This window comes from Pedobacter sp. ASV1-7, from assembly GCF_040203335.1.
Classification (GTDB): domain Bacteria; phylum Bacteroidota; class Bacteroidia; order Sphingobacteriales; family Sphingobacteriaceae; genus Pedobacter.
In genome coordinates, this window is the sequence record NZ_JBEHBV010000001.1 from 850,865 (window position 1) to 870,423 (window position 19,559).

At 38.1% G+C, this 19,559-nt stretch carries 11 protein-coding genes; 6 read left to right on the forward strand and 5 right to left on the reverse strand.

Features of this window, described 5'->3' with window-relative positions:
* Nucleotides 1-73: 73 nt before the first annotated feature.
* The 6 genes from ABDJ41_RS03750 to ABDJ41_RS03775 all read left to right on the forward strand — a co-directional run bounded on the left by ABDJ41_RS03750 (nucleotide 74) and on the right by ABDJ41_RS03775 (nucleotide 9,554).
* Nucleotides 74-3,385: a TonB-dependent receptor gene (locus tag ABDJ41_RS03750; RefSeq protein WP_349784396.1), complete on the forward strand. Its 3,312-nt coding sequence runs from the start codon at nucleotides 74-76 to the stop codon at nucleotides 3,383-3,385.
* 17 nt (nucleotides 3,386-3,402) lie between these two features.
* Nucleotides 3,403-4,953, forward strand: coding sequence for a RagB/SusD family nutrient uptake outer membrane protein (locus ABDJ41_RS03755; protein WP_349784397.1), 1,551 nt, complete (start codon nucleotides 3,403-3,405; stop codon nucleotides 4,951-4,953).
* Between the two features lie 11 nt (nucleotides 4,954-4,964).
* On the forward strand, nucleotides 4,965-5,957 hold the full coding sequence (locus ABDJ41_RS03760) for a DUF6528 family protein (RefSeq protein ID WP_349784398.1): 993 nt from the start codon (nucleotides 4,965-4,967) through the stop codon (nucleotides 5,955-5,957).
* Between the two features lie 42 nt (nucleotides 5,958-5,999).
* Nucleotides 6,000-6,845 (forward strand): discoidin domain-containing protein, encoded by an 846-nt coding sequence (locus ABDJ41_RS03765; protein WP_349784399.1) that lies wholly within the window; start codon nucleotides 6,000-6,002, stop codon nucleotides 6,843-6,845.
* A gap of 160 nt (nucleotides 6,846-7,005) precedes the next feature.
* Nucleotides 7,006-7,782, forward strand: coding sequence for a tRNA pseudouridine(38-40) synthase TruA (gene truA, locus ABDJ41_RS03770; RefSeq protein ID WP_349784400.1), 777 nt, complete (start codon nucleotides 7,006-7,008; stop codon nucleotides 7,780-7,782).
* Between the two features lie 2 nt (nucleotides 7,783-7,784).
* Nucleotides 7,785-9,554: an ABC transporter ATP-binding protein gene (locus tag ABDJ41_RS03775; protein ID WP_349784401.1), complete on the forward strand. Its 1,770-nt coding sequence runs from the start codon at nucleotides 7,785-7,787 to the stop codon at nucleotides 9,552-9,554.
* A gap of 6 nt (nucleotides 9,555-9,560) precedes the next feature.
* Here the strand turns inward: ABDJ41_RS03775 and ABDJ41_RS03780 are convergent, their stop codons facing one another.
* The 5 genes from ABDJ41_RS03780 to ABDJ41_RS03800 form a co-directional block, all read right to left on the reverse strand.
* On the reverse strand, nucleotides 9,561-10,307 hold the full coding sequence (locus tag ABDJ41_RS03780; RefSeq protein WP_349784402.1) for a LytR/AlgR family response regulator transcription factor: 747 nt from the start codon (nucleotides 10,305-10,307) through the stop codon (nucleotides 9,561-9,563).
* Between the two features lie 95 nt (nucleotides 10,308-10,402).
* A complete protein-coding gene (locus ABDJ41_RS03785) occupies nucleotides 10,403-11,728 on the reverse strand; it encodes a RagB/SusD family nutrient uptake outer membrane protein (RefSeq protein ID WP_349784403.1) in 1,326 nt (441 codons plus the stop codon).
* Nucleotides 11,729-11,738: 10 nt separating this feature from the next.
* Nucleotides 11,739-15,089 carry a SusC/RagA family TonB-linked outer membrane protein gene (locus tag ABDJ41_RS03790; protein ID WP_349784404.1) on the reverse strand — a complete coding sequence of 1,117 codons (3,351 nt, stop codon included), beginning with the start codon at nucleotides 15,087-15,089 and terminating at the stop codon, nucleotides 11,739-11,741.
* A gap of 21 nt (nucleotides 15,090-15,110) precedes the next feature.
* Nucleotides 15,111-17,756, reverse strand: coding sequence for a zinc-dependent metalloprotease (locus ABDJ41_RS03795; protein WP_349784405.1), 2,646 nt, complete (start codon nucleotides 17,754-17,756; stop codon nucleotides 15,111-15,113).
* Between the two features lie 144 nt (nucleotides 17,757-17,900).
* The gene (locus tag ABDJ41_RS03800) at nucleotides 17,901-19,517 is read right to left on the reverse strand and encodes a sensor histidine kinase (protein WP_349784406.1); all 1,617 of its coding nucleotides are present in this window, start codon (nucleotides 19,515-19,517) and stop codon (nucleotides 17,901-17,903) included.
* Nucleotides 19,518-19,559 lie beyond the last annotated feature (42 nt).

Below are 19,559 nucleotides of genomic sequence, written 5' to 3' on the forward strand. Positions count from 1 at the left end.
ATTCAAATGTATGAATTTTTACACTAAATGCTTATGCCGGCCACCGGCAGGCATAGCCAAAATTTTGTTGGTTATGAAATTAATTATTGTCATCCTCACTACGACGTTGTTGCAGGTAAGTGCGAGCAGCTATGGACAGCTTGTGACCATAAAACAACGTAATGCAGACCTTGTGAGCGTATTTAAAGAAATCAGGAGACAAACAGGTTATGATTTTATTTATTACGATATGATGATGAACAATGCAAAGCCTGTGAATCTGGATGTTAAAAGTGCGAGCCTTGAAAAAGTACTGGAGCTTTGTTTCAAAAATCAGCCCTTAGATTATACCATCGAAAATAAAATTGTAACCATTAAAGAAAAGAATAAAACGATTTTAGATAAGCTCTCCGACCTCATCCGGGACCTTAATAAGGAAATAGATATAAGTGGAAAAGTTACGGATGAAAAAGGTGGAGCATTGCCAGGTGCAACTGTCAGGCTTAAAGAAACAGGTAAAGCGACTATGACCGATGCAAATGGTGAGTTTAGTTTTAAAGGGGTACCGGAGAATTCAACTCTGATTATTACCTATGCGAGTTTTGTTACTAGAGAAGTGGCTGTTAACGGACTTTCGAGAATAACTGTTGCTTTAAAGGAGGATTTAAAAAAGCTGGATGAAGTCGTGGTAGTGGGATATGGTACGCAGAAAAAAATCAGCCTTACTGGTTCCATAGCAGTGGTGGATATGAAGACAAAAGAAAACCAGCCTATAACTGATGTAAGCCAGGCTTTACATGGTGTACCAGGATTATGGGTAAATCAAGCTGGTGGACAACCAGGGCAGGATGGCGCATCAATCCGTATCAGAGGAATTGGAACTCTAAATAACAGTGCTCCTCTTGTGCTGTTAGATGGAGTGGAGTACTCTATTGGAGAAGTGAATCCTAATGATATAGAAAATGTGACCGTTTTGAAAGACGCCGCTGCGGCTATTTATGGCTCCAGAGCAGCGAACGGTGTAGTGCTGATCACATCTAAGAAAGGTAAAATCGGGAAAGATGAAATCAATTATAGTTACTCCCATGGTTTGCAAAAGCCTACTGTATTACCCGATGTACTTACAGATCCGATTAAATATATGGAGATGAGAAATCAGGCTGTATTAAATGAAGGAAAGCAAATTGGTGATTATACAAGCGGACAGATTCAGGAGTATCGTGATAATTTGGGAACCAATGCTTCTATATACCCTGCGTCAGACTGGTTTAAAATTGTCATGGAAAACGGACGGATTCAGCAGCATAACCTTTCATTTAGAGGGGGGAATGAAAAAACACAATACAATATCTCATTAGGATATATGGATCAGAAAGGTATTTTGATTGCAAATGATAAGGCAAACCGATTTTCCCTGGATCTTAAAGTAACTACTCAGGTAACAAAAAACCTTAAAGTAGGTGCTGGTGTTACAGGAAATCTTCGTCAGTTTCATGAGCCTGGTTATGGTATAGCTACTATTATGGGGGTAGTTTTCAGGGCGCTTCCGATTATGACGGATACCCTTCCAAACGGGAAATATGGTAACTCATGGTTACCTACACCAGGCAGGAATAATTATGAAAACCCTAGAATGGAGATTCAGGAAGGCTCTATATTCAGACAGAATCAGCGATTCCTGACTAAGATTTTTGCGGAATATAAACTTCCATTTGGAATTGTTTACAATGGTGATATTGGTTACGATAAACATGATAGGTTCAGTAAGGATTTCATTCCTGCCATGTTTACCAGTAATCCCAAAACAGGCGAGGAACGAGCCTTCAATGCTGCAGTTCCCAGGGTGAGAGATTGGGATTCGAATAACTTGAATCTTACCTTATACCATACTTTAAGCTGGAATAAAACCATCAGACAAAAGCATAATCTTTCTGCTATGGGAGGTGCCAGTTATATCAGTTTTCAGGATCGAAGCTTCGATGCTTTCAGAGATGGCTTTTTCGATAATCAGCTGACTGAGTTAAACGCTGGAGCAACGACAAATCAGGTAGCTAGAGGAACATCTTCACAAGATAGATTATTGTCTTATTTTGGGCGATTAAATTATGCTTATGATGATAAATATTTATTAGAAGTTACTTCACGTTACGACGGCTCATCTCGTTTTTCAGCAAAAAACAGGTGGAGCTATTTTCCTTCAGTATCTGCCGGATGGAGAATTGATCAGGAAGATTTTATGAAAGAATCAAAACTGTTTGATTTACTTAAACTTCGTTTATCCTGGGGGAAATTGGGTAATCAATCGGTTCCATTGTATAGCTATCTGAGCGTAGTTAATACAGGTTCATCTTACCAGTACTCATTCGGAAATATAATCCAGCCAGGTGCAGCGGTTACATCTTATAACGATCCTGATATTTCATGGGAAACGACGACGACTTATAACGCGGGACTAGATGCCGTTATTTTTAATGGAAAAATGGGAGTCACAGCAGATGTCTTTAAACGTCGGACTTCAGGTATTTTACGTGCGGTAAGTATTCCAGATCAAATAGGTAATCTGGGCGGTCCTCAAAAGAATATAGGTGTCGTAGATAATACAGGTTATGAAGTCGGACTTACCTATAAAGATAAGTTTGGGGATTTTGGTTACGAATTGATGGGGAGTATCAATTATGTAAAAAATAAAGTAGTTAATCTGGATGGGCAGACCATAATTAGTGGAACAAGAATTATTAAAGAAGGATATCCTATTGATTCTTATTATTTGCTTGCTACTGATGGTTATTATCAGAATATGGATGATATTAACTACGGTGCAACGGTTAGCAATGCTGTTAAACCAGGATATATCAGATACAGAGATATTGATCGCAATGGTAAAATTGATGGTGATGATCGGATAATTACGGGGCAATCTATGCCTGATTATACCTTTAGCTTTGGAATTAACTTAAGCTACAAGCGCTTTAGTTTGAATAGTTTATTTCAGGGTGTAAGTGGAATCAGTATTTATCCTACTGCTAACCTCGCATTTCCATTTAATAACGGTGCAGGAATAACTAAAGAATGGGTAGGCAATAGCTGGACTCCGGAAAATCCAAATGCAAAATTCCCTTTGCTTACTACAGCAACAGGTGGTACTGAAAATTTTCAAAATTCAGAGTTCTGGTTAAAAGATGCTTCATATCTGAGACTTCAGAACATCCAATTGAGCTACTCAATTCCAGAAAGTATCCTTTCAAAAGTTCGTATAAAGAAAGCACAGATATACATCAATGGCCAAAATCTATTTACACTGGCGAAATACAAAGAGTGGGACCCTGAGCAGAAAATTACCACCGATAATTTGTACGAATATCCTATGCTGAAAACAGTAAGTATGGGGCTTAATGTTAATTTTTAATCGAAGAAATCATGCTAATGAAGAAAATAATATATATAGGGATTGCGGCTTTGGGATTGAGCTCATGTGGCAAACTTTTAGATACAGAGCCAACAGACAGGTATACGGTTGAAAGTTTCTGGATTTCTGAAAAAGGTACGATTGGAGCACTTGCCGGATGCTATAATAGTTTGACGAAAACAGGAACTTTTGGTGGTACTGCAACAGTATTGTGGGAAGAAACAGCTACTCCAAATGCGTATAATTATGATAATTCTGCTGGATTTAATGTGATTGCCCTGGGAACCCAGACTGCTGCTACAAACTCTGCCATCATTAGTTCCAGATGGGCAGATGCTTATGGCGGAATTGGCAGATGCAACACTTTTCTTGCTCATGTGGAACAATCACCCTTAAATGCAAACCTGAAGGCCAGAATGATTGCCGAAGCCAAATTTTTGCGTGCATTGTATTACAATTTATTAGCTACTTATTATGGAGGTGTTCCAGTTATATTGGATGAGCCTGCTATGGCACAGGCTAATATTCCACGTGCCAGTAGAAAAGAGGTTGTACAACAAATTATTAAAGATCTGGATGAATCTATTGCTGTACTTCCAGTAGCTTATACTACCACTGCAGATATTGGTAGAGTTACGAAGGGTGCAGCGATGGCATTAAAAGCCAGAGTATTACTTTTTGAGGCTAGTCCTTTAATCAATACTTCAGGTAATACCGACCAATGGATTGCGGCTGCAAAAGCGGCAAAAGATGTTATGACATTACCTGGTACAGGTTACGCGCTGTTCTCTAATTACAGGAATCTATTTTTATCTGCGAATGAGAATAGTACAGAATGTGTTTTTGATGTACAATTTAAGTTCCCTGAATATGGAACCGGTTTCGATATTGTGCTTAGACAGTACAATACTGTAGCCCCATTAAAAAATTTAGTGGATGCCTATGGGATGAAAGATGGGAAAACAAAAGAAGAATCGAGCTTATATAATCCGGCAAGTCCATATGCCAACAGGGACCCTCGTTTTGAGCAAACTATTGTTTATCCAGGATCAACTTACAGAGGTAGTGTTGTAGCTCCTGGTACATTTGTAAATACGGGCTTCACTATGAAAAAATATAGTATTTATGATAGTGAGCCGAATACAAATATGCCAGCTTCAACAGATATCAACTATATGATCATTAGATATGCCGACGTATTGCTTATGTATGCTGAGGCTCAAAATGAGGCATTGGCAGTGCCTGATCAAAGTATTTATGATGCGGTTGAAAGCATCAGAAAAAGAGCTGGCTTAAACCCTTACCTCCTTCCGGGTGGCTTATCAAAAGGCCAGATGAGAGAGGTGATCAGATCGGAGCGCCGGATAGAGCTTGCTGGAGAAGGGTTTTATTATACAGATATCAGACGCTGGAAAATTGCGGAGACAGTGATGAAAGGACCGATTTATAATTATGCGGGTAATGCAATCCTCTCCAGATCATTTAATCCTCAGAGGGATTACTGGTGGCCGATACCTCAAACCCAACGTGATTTAAATCATGCTCTAGAACAGAATCCTAATTATTAAAAAAGATAAAGATGAATAAGATAAATTTATGGTTGTTTGGGTGTATATTCCTTTTATTTAGCTGTGGAAAAAAGAATGATCAGCAAGGCATTAAAGAGCCTGTAAAACCTGAGGTTCCTACGGAATTGATAAAAGTAGAGGATTGTGAAAAATGTATTATACTGGCAGAGCAGCTTAAAGACCGTGTGGCTATTGTTGATCAGAAATCCGGAAAGATTATCTGGGAATGGAAGCCGGCTGAGTCAAATGTAGCTGCAGCTCATTTAGCCTGGTTTGGTTTGATTGATGAGGTAAAACCGGTTTATAATAACAAGTATGTTTTGATGACCGCTACACGTGGTGCTATAGCGCTTATCCGCATCAAAGATAAAAAGACAGTATGGTATGCGAATGCCGCCGGGCAACCGCATTCAGCAGAGCTGCTACCGGATGGGAATATCATTAGTGCTTCAAGTACAGGGAATTTATTAACATTGTTTCATGTAGATACACTTGTTGCTGCTAATCAGGGTTATAGAAAAACAATTATTATTCAGGATGGGCATAATGTAGTCTGGGACAAACAAAGGCAGCGATTATGGGCTACTTCCAATAGTAGTCTGAAAGCATTTAGTTATAACAACAATTGTACACAACCAGATCTTACTGAAATCGAGTCTATTTCTACACCAGGAGTAAGTTCACATGATTTATTTCCAGTATATGGAGAGGATGCATTGTGGTTGTCCAATTCAACTAACGTCTACAAGTTTAACATAAATACAAAGACCTTTACTTTACTGAGTACTTCTTTGCAATCAAACATTAAAAGTGTATCGTCTGGACCTCCGGGGTTCCCAGTGTTGCTTTTGAAACCTAAAGTTGAGTACTGGTCTGACGAAGTTAAAGATGCAGATGGCAATCGTATCTTTCAGGAAAATGACTTAAAAATATATAAAGCAAGGTGGTTTGTTAACAATGCATTTAGTTATCCTGAGAACCATAGCATTAAACAATGTAATTAAATTCTAATCTTCAAACAGATTATACTGTAAAACTATATACTGATGAAATTTATAAATACGAAAAAAGGGCTTAACTACGCTCTTGTTATGCTGGTGCTATGCCTGGTATCGTGTAAAAAATCGGACAAGGTTTTTGAGGATGAGGCCACGGAGAGTTCGGCTAACTTGTCAATTACCCTGAAAGGTAAGGCTAATAATGACTTGCTGACAGATGTGCAGGTGAATGTTTACGCTAAACCCCGGGGTCAGGGGGATTTTAAATTGATTTATGCTGGTCTGACGGATGGTAATGGAACTGTTGCAATAGAAAATGTAGCTGTTCCGAATATCGTAAAGGTTGAAATGGCGGATACCAAATACCCTGCTGGAGATCCGGTAACGGCTAAAGTTCTGGGACAGAAATCTGCAAAGATATCGCTGGATGTTAATACCATATGGCAACCTGATTTTCTGCAGGACAGGTCACGCTGGGAGGTTATTGCTTACAGTAGTTATCATGTAAATGTATCGAATCCAGCAGCCAATTTGCCGGGAAATGTTTTGCTGAATAATACTGCTATATGGCATTCCAATTATGCAGCTCCTGCTGCACCTTTTCCGCACTGGATCGTTATTGATACTAAAGAAGAACGAACTATGCATGGTTTTGGTTTAAAACAACGACCGGCAAATAACGGTCCTGTTAAGGGACTGGAATTCTATGTGAGTTCAGATAATGAAAACTGGGAAAAGGTAATAGAAACTGAAATTGAACTTACTAATCCTGGTGTATGGCATGTGATTAAACTGGCTAAACCAGCAAAAGGGAGGTATATAAAATTCTCTGCAGTTTCTTCCCATCTAGTGGGAACTCAATTTATAAATATGGAGCAGATCGGAGCTTACTAGATTATTTTAACACGCTTTAAATCTCCCATTTAAGGCGTGTTAAAATGTAATTATTGTACTCTTTGTATCATATGAGTTCAATAATTTCAATAAATATATCAAAACAGAGATACTTGCCAATCCGATATCCGATTAAAAAAGATAATTTGCAGGATTGAATATGCAACGGTATTTTATCGAATTGTCGTACGACGGCACCACTTATCATGGTTGGCAAATACAGCCCAATGCTTTTACTGTACAGGAATGTCTGGATAAAGCTTTATCGGTTTATTTCAGACAGCCAATTGTTACGATGGGTTGCGGACGAACAGATAGTGGTGTACATGCAACGCAGTTTTATGCACATTTTGATTTAAATAATGAATTTCCCGCAGTAGAGGGAAAGCCTGTTGTTAAAGTACCAGTTCCTCTAAATGCTGTTACTGGAATCAATTCTTTACTGCCTTACCAAATTTCGGTAAAGCGAGTATTTGAAGTAGATAAGGAGGCTCATGCGCGATTTGCTGCTACAGAAAGGGCTTACCATTACCATATCCATTTTCATAAAGATCCTTTTAAATTAAATCGATCGTGGTTATATAAAGGAAAACTGGATATGGGAGCTATGAATGAAGCGGCAAAGCTGTTGCTGGCACATACTGATTTCTCTTGTTTCAGTAAATCTCATACGCAGACTTTTACCAATAACTGTAAAGTAGTTGAAGCTTTCTTCCAGGAGAAAGGTGAAGGTTTACTGTTTACCATCAGGGCAGACCGCTTTTTGAGAAATATGGTTCGCGCCATTGTAGGTACTTTGGTATTGGTCGGTAAAAATGAATTGAATCTTCAACAGTTTCAAGAGATTTTGGAGAGTAAAAACCGAAGTAGTGCAGGGCAGTCTGTACCTGCCTGTGGTTTATATTTAGTAAGTGTTGTTTATCCTTTTGTAAAATAAAAATGTCAAAAATAACTGGTGATGCGTTTAATGTTAGCTTATTGAAGAGAGTTTTTCAATATGTAAAGCCTTATCGCAGAATCTTTATTTTATCCATAATCTTAACAATATTACTGGCACTTATTGCTCCTGCAAGGCCCTTTCTTATTCAGCATACCCTGGATAATTACATTATGAAAGGGCATTACAATGGCTTGTTAACTATGACCATTCTGATGCTGGTTCTGTTAGTGTTACAGGCTGGAATACAATTTAGTCACACATTGCTTACCAATACTCTTGGTCAGTCTGCTATTCGTGATTTGCGGATTAATGTATTTAATCATATTTCTAAATTGCGTTTAAAGTACTTTGATAATACTCCCATCGGACAGTTGATCACACGTACTGTTTCTGATCTTGAAACTATTGCTGAGATTTTCTCAGAAGGTTTAATCGTAATTATCGGCGATATTTTAATGGTAATTGTGATTATCGGAGTGATGGTTTATAAAGACTGGGCACTAACCCTGGTGGTATTATTGCCAATGCCTTTACTAATTGTAGCTACCTCTATTTTTCAAAAAGCTATTAAATCTGCTTTTCAGCAAATTCGTACTGAGGTGTCTAATCTGAATACTTATTTGCAGGAACATATCTCGGGAGTATCAATTATTCAATATTTTGCCAGAGAAGAGCAGGAGTATAAGAAATTTGTGAAGATTAATGCCCGTTACCGCGATGCAAATATTCGTTCTAACTGGTATTATTCTATTTTCTTCCCTGTTGTAGAGATCATTTCAGCTATGTCATTAGGCCTATTAGTATGGTATGGTTCCAGAAGTATATTGGCTAACCCTTTGGATGTAACTCCTGGAATTATTGCCGAATTTATTTTGTATATCAATATGCTGTTCCGTCCAATTCGCGAGCTTGCCGATAAATTTAATACCCTGCAAATGGGGATGGTGGGAGCTGAGCGTGTTTTTAAAGTTTTGGATACAGATGAACTAACAGAAAATAAAGGTTCTTTTGTTCCTGAAAAAATGGAAGGAGCAATTTCTTTTGACCAGGTGTGGTTTGCATATATTGATGACAACTACGTGTTGAAGAATATTTCCTTTACTGTACCTGCTGGGAAGACGGTTGCATTGGTAGGTGCTACTGGGGCAGGTAAATCCTCTACCATTAACATATTAAATCGTTTTTATGAGATCCAGAAAGGAGAAATCAAGATAGATGGAGTTAAAATTCAGAATTATGAACTCAATTATCTACGCAGGAATATAGCAACTGTTTTGCAGGATGTTTTTTTATTCTCAGATACTATTTTTAACAACATTACACTTAATAACCCTGAGATAACAATGGAGGAGGTGGTTGATGCCGCTAAAAAAGTCGGTGCACACGAATTCATTGAACGTTTACCCGGAGGTTACCATTATAATGTGATGGAAAGAGGAGCTACGCTTTCTGCTGGGCAGGCTCAATTAATTTCTTTTATCCGTGCATTGGTCTATAATCCATCTATTCTGGTATTGGATGAGGCTACTTCATCCGTTGATACTGAAACTGAAATGCTTATTCAAAGGGCTATTGAAAACCTAATGCAGGGTAGGACTTCTATTGTCATTGCCCATAGGTTGTCAACTATTCAAAAAGCAGATCAGATTTTGGTATTGGATAAAGGAGAAATCAAGGAAATGGGAACCCACCAGCAATTGCTTAAATTAGATGGTTATTATAAAAGACTGTATGATTTGCAGTTCAATTCAACAGGAGTAGAAAAGTAAAATCTTTTACTGATCAAGCCAGTTTTTAAAAGCTTCAGCTCTTTCTTCGCTGACAATTACTTCAATGCCTTCGGCCGGACTTGGGTTTAACAAGATCCTTACTCTATTTCTGGATAACTTATACATCTCTTTAATTGCACTGATATTAATGATGAACTTCCGATTTACACGGAAAAAATCAGCAGGATTTAATTGAGGCTCAAGACTGCTTATCGTTTCTTCTATGATATAGTTTTGCTGATCCTTAGTTACCAGGAAGAGGTATTTGTCGTCGGCCATAAAATAAGCAACATCTTCTGCTTGCACAGATTTGATCTGCTGCCCCATTTTTACCATAAACCGGTTTCGCAATTTGTTACCAGTAGTGGACAAAATATCCTGCAATGGTATTTCTGAGGCCTTACGGATGGTATTCAGTTTTGCCAATGCTGAGCGTACATCTTCTTCATCAAAAGGCTTCAATAGATAATCTATACCTTGATTTTTAAAAGCTTTTAAAGTGTATTGATCGTAAGCTGTGGTAAAAATTACCGGGCTATCTACAGTTACCTGCTGGAAAATTTCAAAGCTCTCACCATCGCCAAGGTGAATATCCATAAAGAGAAGGTCGGCTGTATTTTTACTTAACCAAGTAACGCTGGCTTCGACAGTACCTAGAATATCAAGTATCTGTATATTGGGGTTAATTTCCATGAGAATATTCTGCAGCGTATCTGCCGCCAGGTCTTCATCCTCAATTATTAATACCCTCATTAAATTTTTTGAACTTTTCGATTTAATGTAAAAGTATAAAAAAACTCCGGCCTGAAGAAACAGACCGGAGTTTGAGTACTTGTAGCTGAATTGATTTACTGGGACAAGTCCGGGTTATTTGTTATAGCTCCTTGTGGGAATCTGATGGTGTATCTTGGATCATTTTTTTGAAGAATATAATCTGTCCCACCGGTTGTATGTTTAATTTCAGGCTGCCCATAACGTCTTAAATCATACCACCTATGACCTTCTAAAGCTAATTCTCGTTCTCGTTCAGCCAGGATTTCATTCATTAAATCAGTTTCTGATAAAACTGATATTCTGGTTTCTTCTGATTGATAATACACTGGTGTTAAACGCTTAGCTTTTAATGCGAGCAGGCGTGATAATGCCAGATCTTTGTCTCCTTTATGTAATGCCGCTTCTGCTGCGATCAAATACATCTCTCCATTACGGAAGGTGATTTTCAATGCATTTGAGTTCCCTTTAACGGAAACATAGTTAGCCCCAGATTTGCTGAAATATTTAGCAAAACGTAAATCATCATTTTGATTATAGATGCTTAATAAATGGGGTGAGATGAATGATGCATTTGAAGTTCTGGAATCCATAACATCTTCAAGTGCCATAATGTTTTCTTTTGATTGGTAATTATTTGGCAATCCGCTTCCTGCTATATTTAAATCTTCAAGGTCAGCATTTAGAGCAAGTGTCGCTTGTGAAGCAGTTAAGGCTTTGTCCCATTCTCCTCTGAACTCATAAATTCTTGCTGATAATGCTAATGCAGCTCTTTTACCAAAACGATAGTTTTTGCCACTTTCCCATTTGTCTATTTTCAACAACTGCTGGCCATTTGCCAAATCTGAAAAGATCTGTGTATAAACTTCTTCTACAGTGGCTTGAGGGAATTTCTGTTCAATATCAATTGTAGTTGCTATTGGCACACCTTTGTCAGCGGCTGCCGTAGCCTTGTTATAAGGTTTTGCATATAAGTTTAACAATTCAAAATGTGCATAAGCTCTTAATAAGTAGGCTTCCGCTTTTAATTGAGCAGTTTCAGGTGAAATACCTGCTTTTGCTTCTACTTCTGCAATGACCTGATTGGCATAGAAAATACTGGTATAAAACGTAATGTAAGGATAGGGAACGGATAGTCCATCTTGATTTGCATCTTTCCAGGTATAAATGTCTTTGATAGTTGGATAATCATAGCCCCATTCATCAACTGCTAATTCATCCGTACGCAAGGCCAGCAAAGCCTTGTGTTTAGGGAAAGTAACATATGCTGAAGTCATTAAAGCCCTGAAATCTTCTACTGTGGTAGGGAGAACTTTTCCAACCGGCTCAATTTCTAAATATTTTTTACAGCTGCTCATGCTTAAAGTAAGCAATGCAACACTTAATATGATTAATTTTTTCATTTACTTAAAATTAAAACGTTGCGTTTAGGCCAATTGATATGCTTTTTGTAACTGGCTGCGCATAAATATTACCATAGGTTTCAGGATCGAAATAACCATTGTAGTCTGACCCGAATACCAACATATTTCTAGCTTCAACACTTATACGCAGGTTGCTGGCTTTTACTTTCCCTGCTATTTTAGCTGGTAAAGTGTAACCTAAGCGCATACTGTTAATTCTTAAATAATTCATTTCTTTTGCCCAGATATCAAGATTGTTGTAAGAATTAGCAGGGTCATCAATTAACCAGCTATTGGCCATCCATCTGCTGCCATCCCCGGTCTCTTTACTAAAAATACCAGGTAATGTTGAATTGGTATTTGTCGGACTCCATGCATTTAATGCGACTTTGCTCAAGTTTTGTCCACGGTCTAACTCAGCAGGGTTGTAAGGAGGAGTTGCAAGTACCATCTGGCCTAAGTTAAAGTTTGCTGCTATAGATAGATCAAAGTTACCATAACGGAAACGGTTGATCAGTCCACCTGTATATTTAGGATCGCGATCTCCAGCATATGTAAATAAACCTTGATATTCCTGGTTTGTTAAACTACTTTGTGTCAATTGTCCGGGAAAGAAATCTGCATATGGGTCATATAGTTTATAGAAATCTTCCATTGAAACGATATTGCCATTCTGAAGAAACTGAGGGATTCCATTAGCATCTAAACCTGCTGTTTTGATCACAAACAATGAATTTACAGCATAGCCTTCTTTTGAAGGTGCAAATGATTGTAAACTCACTTTTTCCCTTTCAACTTTACTTTTATTGTGGGCAATGTTGAAGTCTGTCCACCACTGGAAATTTTTAGTGCTGATGTTTCTGGTCGAAATAGTTAACTCAAGGCCTTTATTGCTTACCTGCGCCCAGTTAGAGTTTGTAAAGTCAAAACCATTCTCTAACGGAAGTTCCTGAATACCGATCAGGTCTTTACTTTGTCTGTTATAATATTCTAATGATACCTGTACAGCATTGTTAAATATGCCTAAGTCTACCGCAGCATTAAATGTAGCTGTTTTTTCCCAACGTAATTTTTGATTTGGTGGGCTGGTTACAATGATAGTTTCTTCGTTCGCACCTGGTAATATGTTTCCACTTTCATACTTTCCAATTACAAATGGACTTGTGTTTTTGTCGATATTTCCTTGTAATCCATAAGATGAACGTAAGCGGAGATTAGAAATCCATTTAATGTCTTTTATAAAATCCTCTTCGCTTGCATTCCATGCTCCTGACAAAGAGTATATCGGTAAATATTTATATTTCGGATCTACACCAAAAAGGTCAGAGCCATCATAACGGACACTTCCATAAATCGTGTACTTTCTGTCATAGGTGTATGATAGTGTTCCAAAGAATGAAGCATAAGCATTCTCAACCCACGTTTTTTCATATCCTCTATATTTTTGATCAGAGGCAAACTCAGCATTTGGAAATATAATATTCTGATTAGTTAAGGTGCGGTCGTTAAAACCAAAGCCTTTAGTGTTGATTACCTGGTTTTTAGTCCTGCGAATTTCAGAACCTGCAAGTGCTTCAATTTCATGTTTCTCATTGATTACTTTACTGTATTCAAATATATTTTTCCAGTTGTATTGGAAAAATGAAGTGCTTCCATTTTGGATTACACCACCCTGAGGAAGGAAATATTCATAGGTTTTAGTAGCAGAATTATAATACCTTGTGCCTTCGCGCATTTTACGTACAAAGTAGGTATCTTCACTACCATATTTCTCAGAACGATTTTCTTCAAATTGTAAGCCCATTTCTGAACGGAAATTCAAGTCTTTAAAAATTTTGTAGTTGACATTAAATATACCTTTGAAGCTTTTGTTGCTTAGATTGTAACGGGTATTTTCACGTTCTTCGAGAATGTTAAAAGGAATGTAAACATCACCACCGAAATTTGCCGTTCCCTGGATATCTGGATCATATACATATGCACCATTGGCATCTCTGGCAGTCAGGTAAGGATTTACATTTCTTACATAACGCGATGGGCTGGTAAAAGCATCTACTTCAGTTAAATAGTTGTTTTGTTCTGTTACTGATCCAAATAATGCTGCTCCAACTTTTAATTTAGAAGAGATCTGATAGTCGGTTTTTAAAGTAGTATTGTATCTTTTCAGACCTGTTCCTATGGTTGATCCTTTCTCGTTATAATAGCCTCCTGAAAAGTAGTAAGTAGCCTGATCTGTTCCTCCTGATAAACCTAGCGTATATTGCTGGTTAATGGCTGATTGATAGAGTTCTTTCCCCCAATCTGTACCTGGAGTTTTTAAAGCATTGATTTGTGCTTGTGTACTGGCGCTTAAACCTGCGAAGCCACTAGTACGGTATGCAGCTAATTCACCAGTCTTATTTAAGATTCTTGCTACACCACCAAGGTTATCCCTATAGATAAGATCTGGTCTTGATGCCAGCCCTAGTTCGAAGTTAACTTTCTCTTCTGCATTCATCAGGTTCAGTTTGCTGAAATCAGGTCTTTCTGCTATAAAAGAGTTGGCGCTGAAGTTAATGGCCATAGGACCTTTTTTACCTTTTTTTGTGGTAATTACAATTACGCCATTTGCTGCTCTTGCACCATATATTGCGGTTGCTGCGGCATCTTTTAAAATAGTAATGTCTGCAATATCATCAGGGTTAATACCTGATATAGGTAAATTACGTAGTTCATCAATGTTATCTTTATCCAGAAGTTTTGGCATATCTGTTCCTTCTAGTGGTAATCCATCTAATACCCATAGCGGGTCTTGTGAGCCATTTAAGGACACTGTACCTCTGATGCGAATCTTTGGTGCTGATGACGGACCACCACCTAAGCTGGTCACAGAAACACCTGCAACCTGGCCTTGCAACATTTGGTCAACACCTGATACTCCGCTCTGACGAACCGTTTCATAATCAAGTTTGGCAACAGATGTTGTGTTTTTACGTTTAGAAATATCAGTATATCCGTTAACGATTACTTCGTTTAGAACCTTATCATCATTGGCTAGAGATACAGTTACTTTTGTTTTGTTGGTAATGTTGACTGTTGTAGTTGTATATCCTAAATAGCTTACTTTTAAATAAGTAGTTCCGGCAGGAACTTTAAGACTAAAACGTCCGTCGATATCGGTCATCGCACCGATTACAGTATTCTGGATCACTCCAGGGCTGGATTGTTCTCCGATTCCGGATTTGTCTACAAAGACAGAAGCTCCGGGAATTGGTTTCCCGTCTTCGGCCGACAGTACCGTCCCGGTCACTGTGGTTTGTTCTTGGGTGTAGCCCTTAAAGCCAACCGAGAGCAGGAAAAGAAATAGTAGTAACTTGTTCATTATTACAAAATTATATATAGTTTAATTGATTTTCAGGCTTTGGCGGATTCTTAACATCAAATCCATGTAATGATTTCGGGTTTCTTCATCTCCCCGGACTTTATGTTTCTCTAAAATGTTTAGGATACTCATTAATTCGCCCCTTTTTGCTGATGCAACATCCGATGTTCTGGTCATTGAGTTTACATGAACATTTCTCAATTCATCTTGCTTCCTCAGCATGCCTTCAGCAGGGTTTTCGTTAAATGCACGAGGAGTTAAGTCGCATAGTTCTGGTAAGTTGCTTTTAACTATACTTACAGGCTGGAGTGTCTTTTTATTTATTTTGTCCATTAACTTGTCGGCGCTAACCAGTAAAACATCTACGTAGTTCTGTTCGGTCATGCGTTCATCCAGCGTTAGTGATTTGCCATTCAATGTTGGTTTGAAGACTGTTTCACGGATCTCTTTTAGTAACTGTGATACGGTGTAAACTTTGTCTTTTCCATGGATAGATTCCATTTCTAATAATCTCAACAGACGCTCATCGTTTACTAAGCTATACATGAGGCCATATTGCTGCTCTCGTTTTAAATTGTACGGCCCATATTCAAAGGGACCTAGTGGAGTATCTTTAATTGCGAAAGTTTTTGATAATAATTCTGGCTTAAATAACCATTCAGGTAGATTGAATATTTCTTTTTTCAGGTAACTCATTGCATCTTGCTGGATGCTTTTTGGAACTGGGGTATAAGCAGATTTCCCATCGCCTTCAACCGGATTTTCCAGATAGTAACCACCAATGTTGGCCATTACATGATCTGCGTAAGTATTCCATTGCCATACTGTAGCCATATATAGTTTACCAGCCTGGTAGTAAGAATCTCCGGGTTCGGCTGACCAGCTCAGTATTTGTGGGACCAATCTCTTCAGATTTTTTATACCATATTCACCTGCTTTCATGGCATTGTCGCCAAGATCTTCCGACTGTGATCTGGGATCTACTGTGTTTAAGGGACTTTGTTGCTCACCATAATGATATAAAGGATCATTCTGATGTTTTGCGATCCATTCTTTCTGGGTTTCCAGTGCTTTACGCGGGTCTTTAGTGTCTAACCAACGGTAGCCCCATGCAATTGCATATTTATCATATACACCTATTTGTGGTGTGATATTAGTTACACCATCTTCAGGTTGTGCCACATAGTTAAAGCGGGCATAGTCCATAATAGAAGGTGCAGTTCCACCCATTCTGGCAGTATAACTTGGGGATCGTAATGAGTCTACCGGATAGGCAAAAGATGAACCCATATTATGTTTCAGACCCAGTGTATGACCGATTTCATGTGACGAAACGAAACGAATGGCATGTCCCATTTGCTGTTCGCTGAATTTGTTTTTTCTTGCTCCAGTATCAATGATGCCTGTTTGTACACGCATCCAATATTGTAATGAAGTCATCACATTGTGCCACCAGATTACATCTGATTCAAGAATTTCACCTGACCGTGGATCAACTACAGACGGCCCCATAGCATTTGACTTTGGAGAAGCTGCATAAGTTACCACGGAGTAACGTACATCATCACCATCAAAATCTGCCGTATCTGTTACTAATTTTGCCTGTATAGCATTTTTGAAACCAGCTACTTCAAATGCTTTTTGCCAGTCATGGATACCGTCTACAATGAAAGGAACCCATTGCCTGGGGGTAGAAGGGTCGATGTAATATATAATGGGTTTTTCTGGCTCTACCAGCTCACCTTTTAAATAACGCGCGCGATCTTCTGGTTTTGGTTCAAGATTCCATTTTGTAATCAGTTCTCTGGTTTCCAGTTTTTGTTGTGCATCTGAAAAGTACCATCTTGGCGTACTGAAATAGCCAACACGATTGTCACCAAAACGAGGTGTCATTGGTTTTTCAGGTAGCAAGAGTAGATTGGTGGTTACAGCGACGCTGATGGCTATGGTACTTTGTCCTTCTGTAACAGAGGTGCTTAATAATGAACGAACAACTACGTTTTTAGGAAAGCTTTTAATATGCTCAATGGCAGAAAGAGCTGTTTTTGCGCTAGTGCCCAAGCCTATTCCATTAAATACATCGTTAAAGCTTTTTTCTGTGCCGTCAAATACTTTGTTGACTTTAATTACCACTGCTGATGAATCCGGTGAATAAGCTTCTATTTTAAAAGACTCAATTACAGAACCTACAAAGTTGTCTTTTACAGATTGTGTGATGGCATCACCTTCAGGTGACTCTACCTGTGGTACAAGGGTTTTTACCCACACTGTTTTTGCCAGCTTATTTGGATGAAAGCGGATGACTTTGTTTTCATAATTCATCCCTTTGTTTACACCTGCTTCATTGATAGCTAATGGAACAGATGAGATTTTGTTGACTAATAAAAAGTCTTTATCCATCAGGTTGAAAGGGATTTCAAAGTAATAATCTGTTTCAACCTGGTGTACCTTAAAAATACCGTTAGTGGTTTTCGCTTTCTTTAAAAGGATTTTGTAATCCTTTAAAGTGTTTTTTTTAGTTGTGTCCTGATCTGCTTTCTTTTTTAAAGAATCAGTACTTACTTTTTTAGGGGTAACTTTAGGAAGTGTTTTGGGAGTTTGTGCATTTAAACCAATCGCGGAGATAAGAATAAATAAAGCTATAAATGAAGTCTTATTTAAAATCATAATCTAAAATGCCTGATTGTTTGCGGATTATGAAATACTAGCACGTGAGCCTATGCAATTAATAGAGTGAAGGCGCAGTTTTAGGGAGTGAAAATAATGTTAAATTGATGTTATAACATCATTAACAAGGGGAGGCTTATCTATCTAATCGAGAGTACTTAACAATGGGAGGGTAACTTTGTAAACATTATCTTCTTCGCCATATTTAAATGATTCAGATCCGAAATAAGCATATGTGCTTTGAAGATAGTTTAAACCTTGTTTACCAGAGTCTCTGACATCGTTTCGCAATTGTAGGTTATTGGTTACTATAATATGATTGTCTATGCTTTCTATCTTAATTAAAAGTGGTTTTGCTTTTGAAAGCATGTTATGTTTTACTGCATTTTCAATAAGAGTTTGCAAGCTCATAAAGGGGATGCTTTGTTCCATATGAGCTGAGGAGATGTTAATGTCTAAAGGTTCCAGTGCATCTCCAAACCGTATTTTTAATAGAAAAAAATATTCATTGAGAAAACGAAGTTCTTCGCTAACCGTAGCCAGTCCATTAGGATAAGAATCAAGAACATAGCGGTATACTCTTGATAGTTTTACGACAAATGACTTTGCCAGTTCCGGACTTTTCTCTATTAATGCATTTAGCGAGCTTAATGAATTAAATAGAAAATGCGGGTTTACTTTTTGTTTCAGCGAGTTTAATTGTAATAATGCATTGTCCTTTTGTTGTCGCTCGGCAATGAGACTCAGCGCTTGTTTTTCTAGGGATAATTCCTGCCTGTTTATTTCCACACGTTGTCGTAACATAAACTCTCTTTGCCATTTTGCCTGTGACCATGCGATAAGGATGAGAATAATGAAAGCTGCAGAAATAAAGAGAACGGCCATGAAGTTCTTAATACCTGCTGCGCTTTCACTGGCTACGAATTCTGGTGTTTCGATAACCATTGTCCATTTCATGTTCGCAATATTTAATGGCGTATAGTAGCGATAAACGGGGAGTTGAAGGTAGGAGGAGGTAACGAGTTGATAAAAGCTAACACTATCAGACAGGTAAGTCCTTTCGACTTGCTGGTTTACCGGGACATCCATTTTTACCCCAATAAGGCTATCTAGAGGGTTTGTTATATAGTGTCCTTTTTCATCAATTAAAAATGCAGATGCACGACCTCGTTCATCTACTTGCCAAAGGTATTGTTGTAATTCCCTTAGGTTGATGTCGAGACCAAATATCAAGGTTTCTGATTTAGAAAGTTTGTATTCTGAAGAAGGTAACCAATGTAATGTGTCAGCGGCCATTACTACCGTTCCGCTTTTTGTAAGGGTGTGCTCTTGCTTCAACTGTTGTTGAATCCAGTCTTTCTGATGTTTAAGGATGTTGCTATGCAGGTAATTATTTCCTTCCTTACGGATCGCCTTGTAAATGGTGTCATGCTTACTTGCTATTGCATACCAACCTTTGTCTATTTTTGGATGATTAAGTAGCAGAGCTTCTGCAATATGCTGCTGTTTTAGAAAATCTTCTCTGCTATGAATTTGAGGAAGCATGGCTTCCAGGTTATCGATTCCTTTTATTAAGTTGCTAAACTCATTACGGATGATAGTGGATTTTAATTCATAGTTTTTGGTAGCAAGTTCCACTTCGATTTGCTGGGTTCGATGGGTTAGTTTGCCTGATATAAAAACCCATATTCCAGTAAAGCATAGGAATATTAATAATCCTATTACAATAAAGTATCTGGAGTTGTATATCTGGGCCCTCATTGTAGCAAAGATAGGAAATGAAATAGGAGTTTCTTTTGAAAC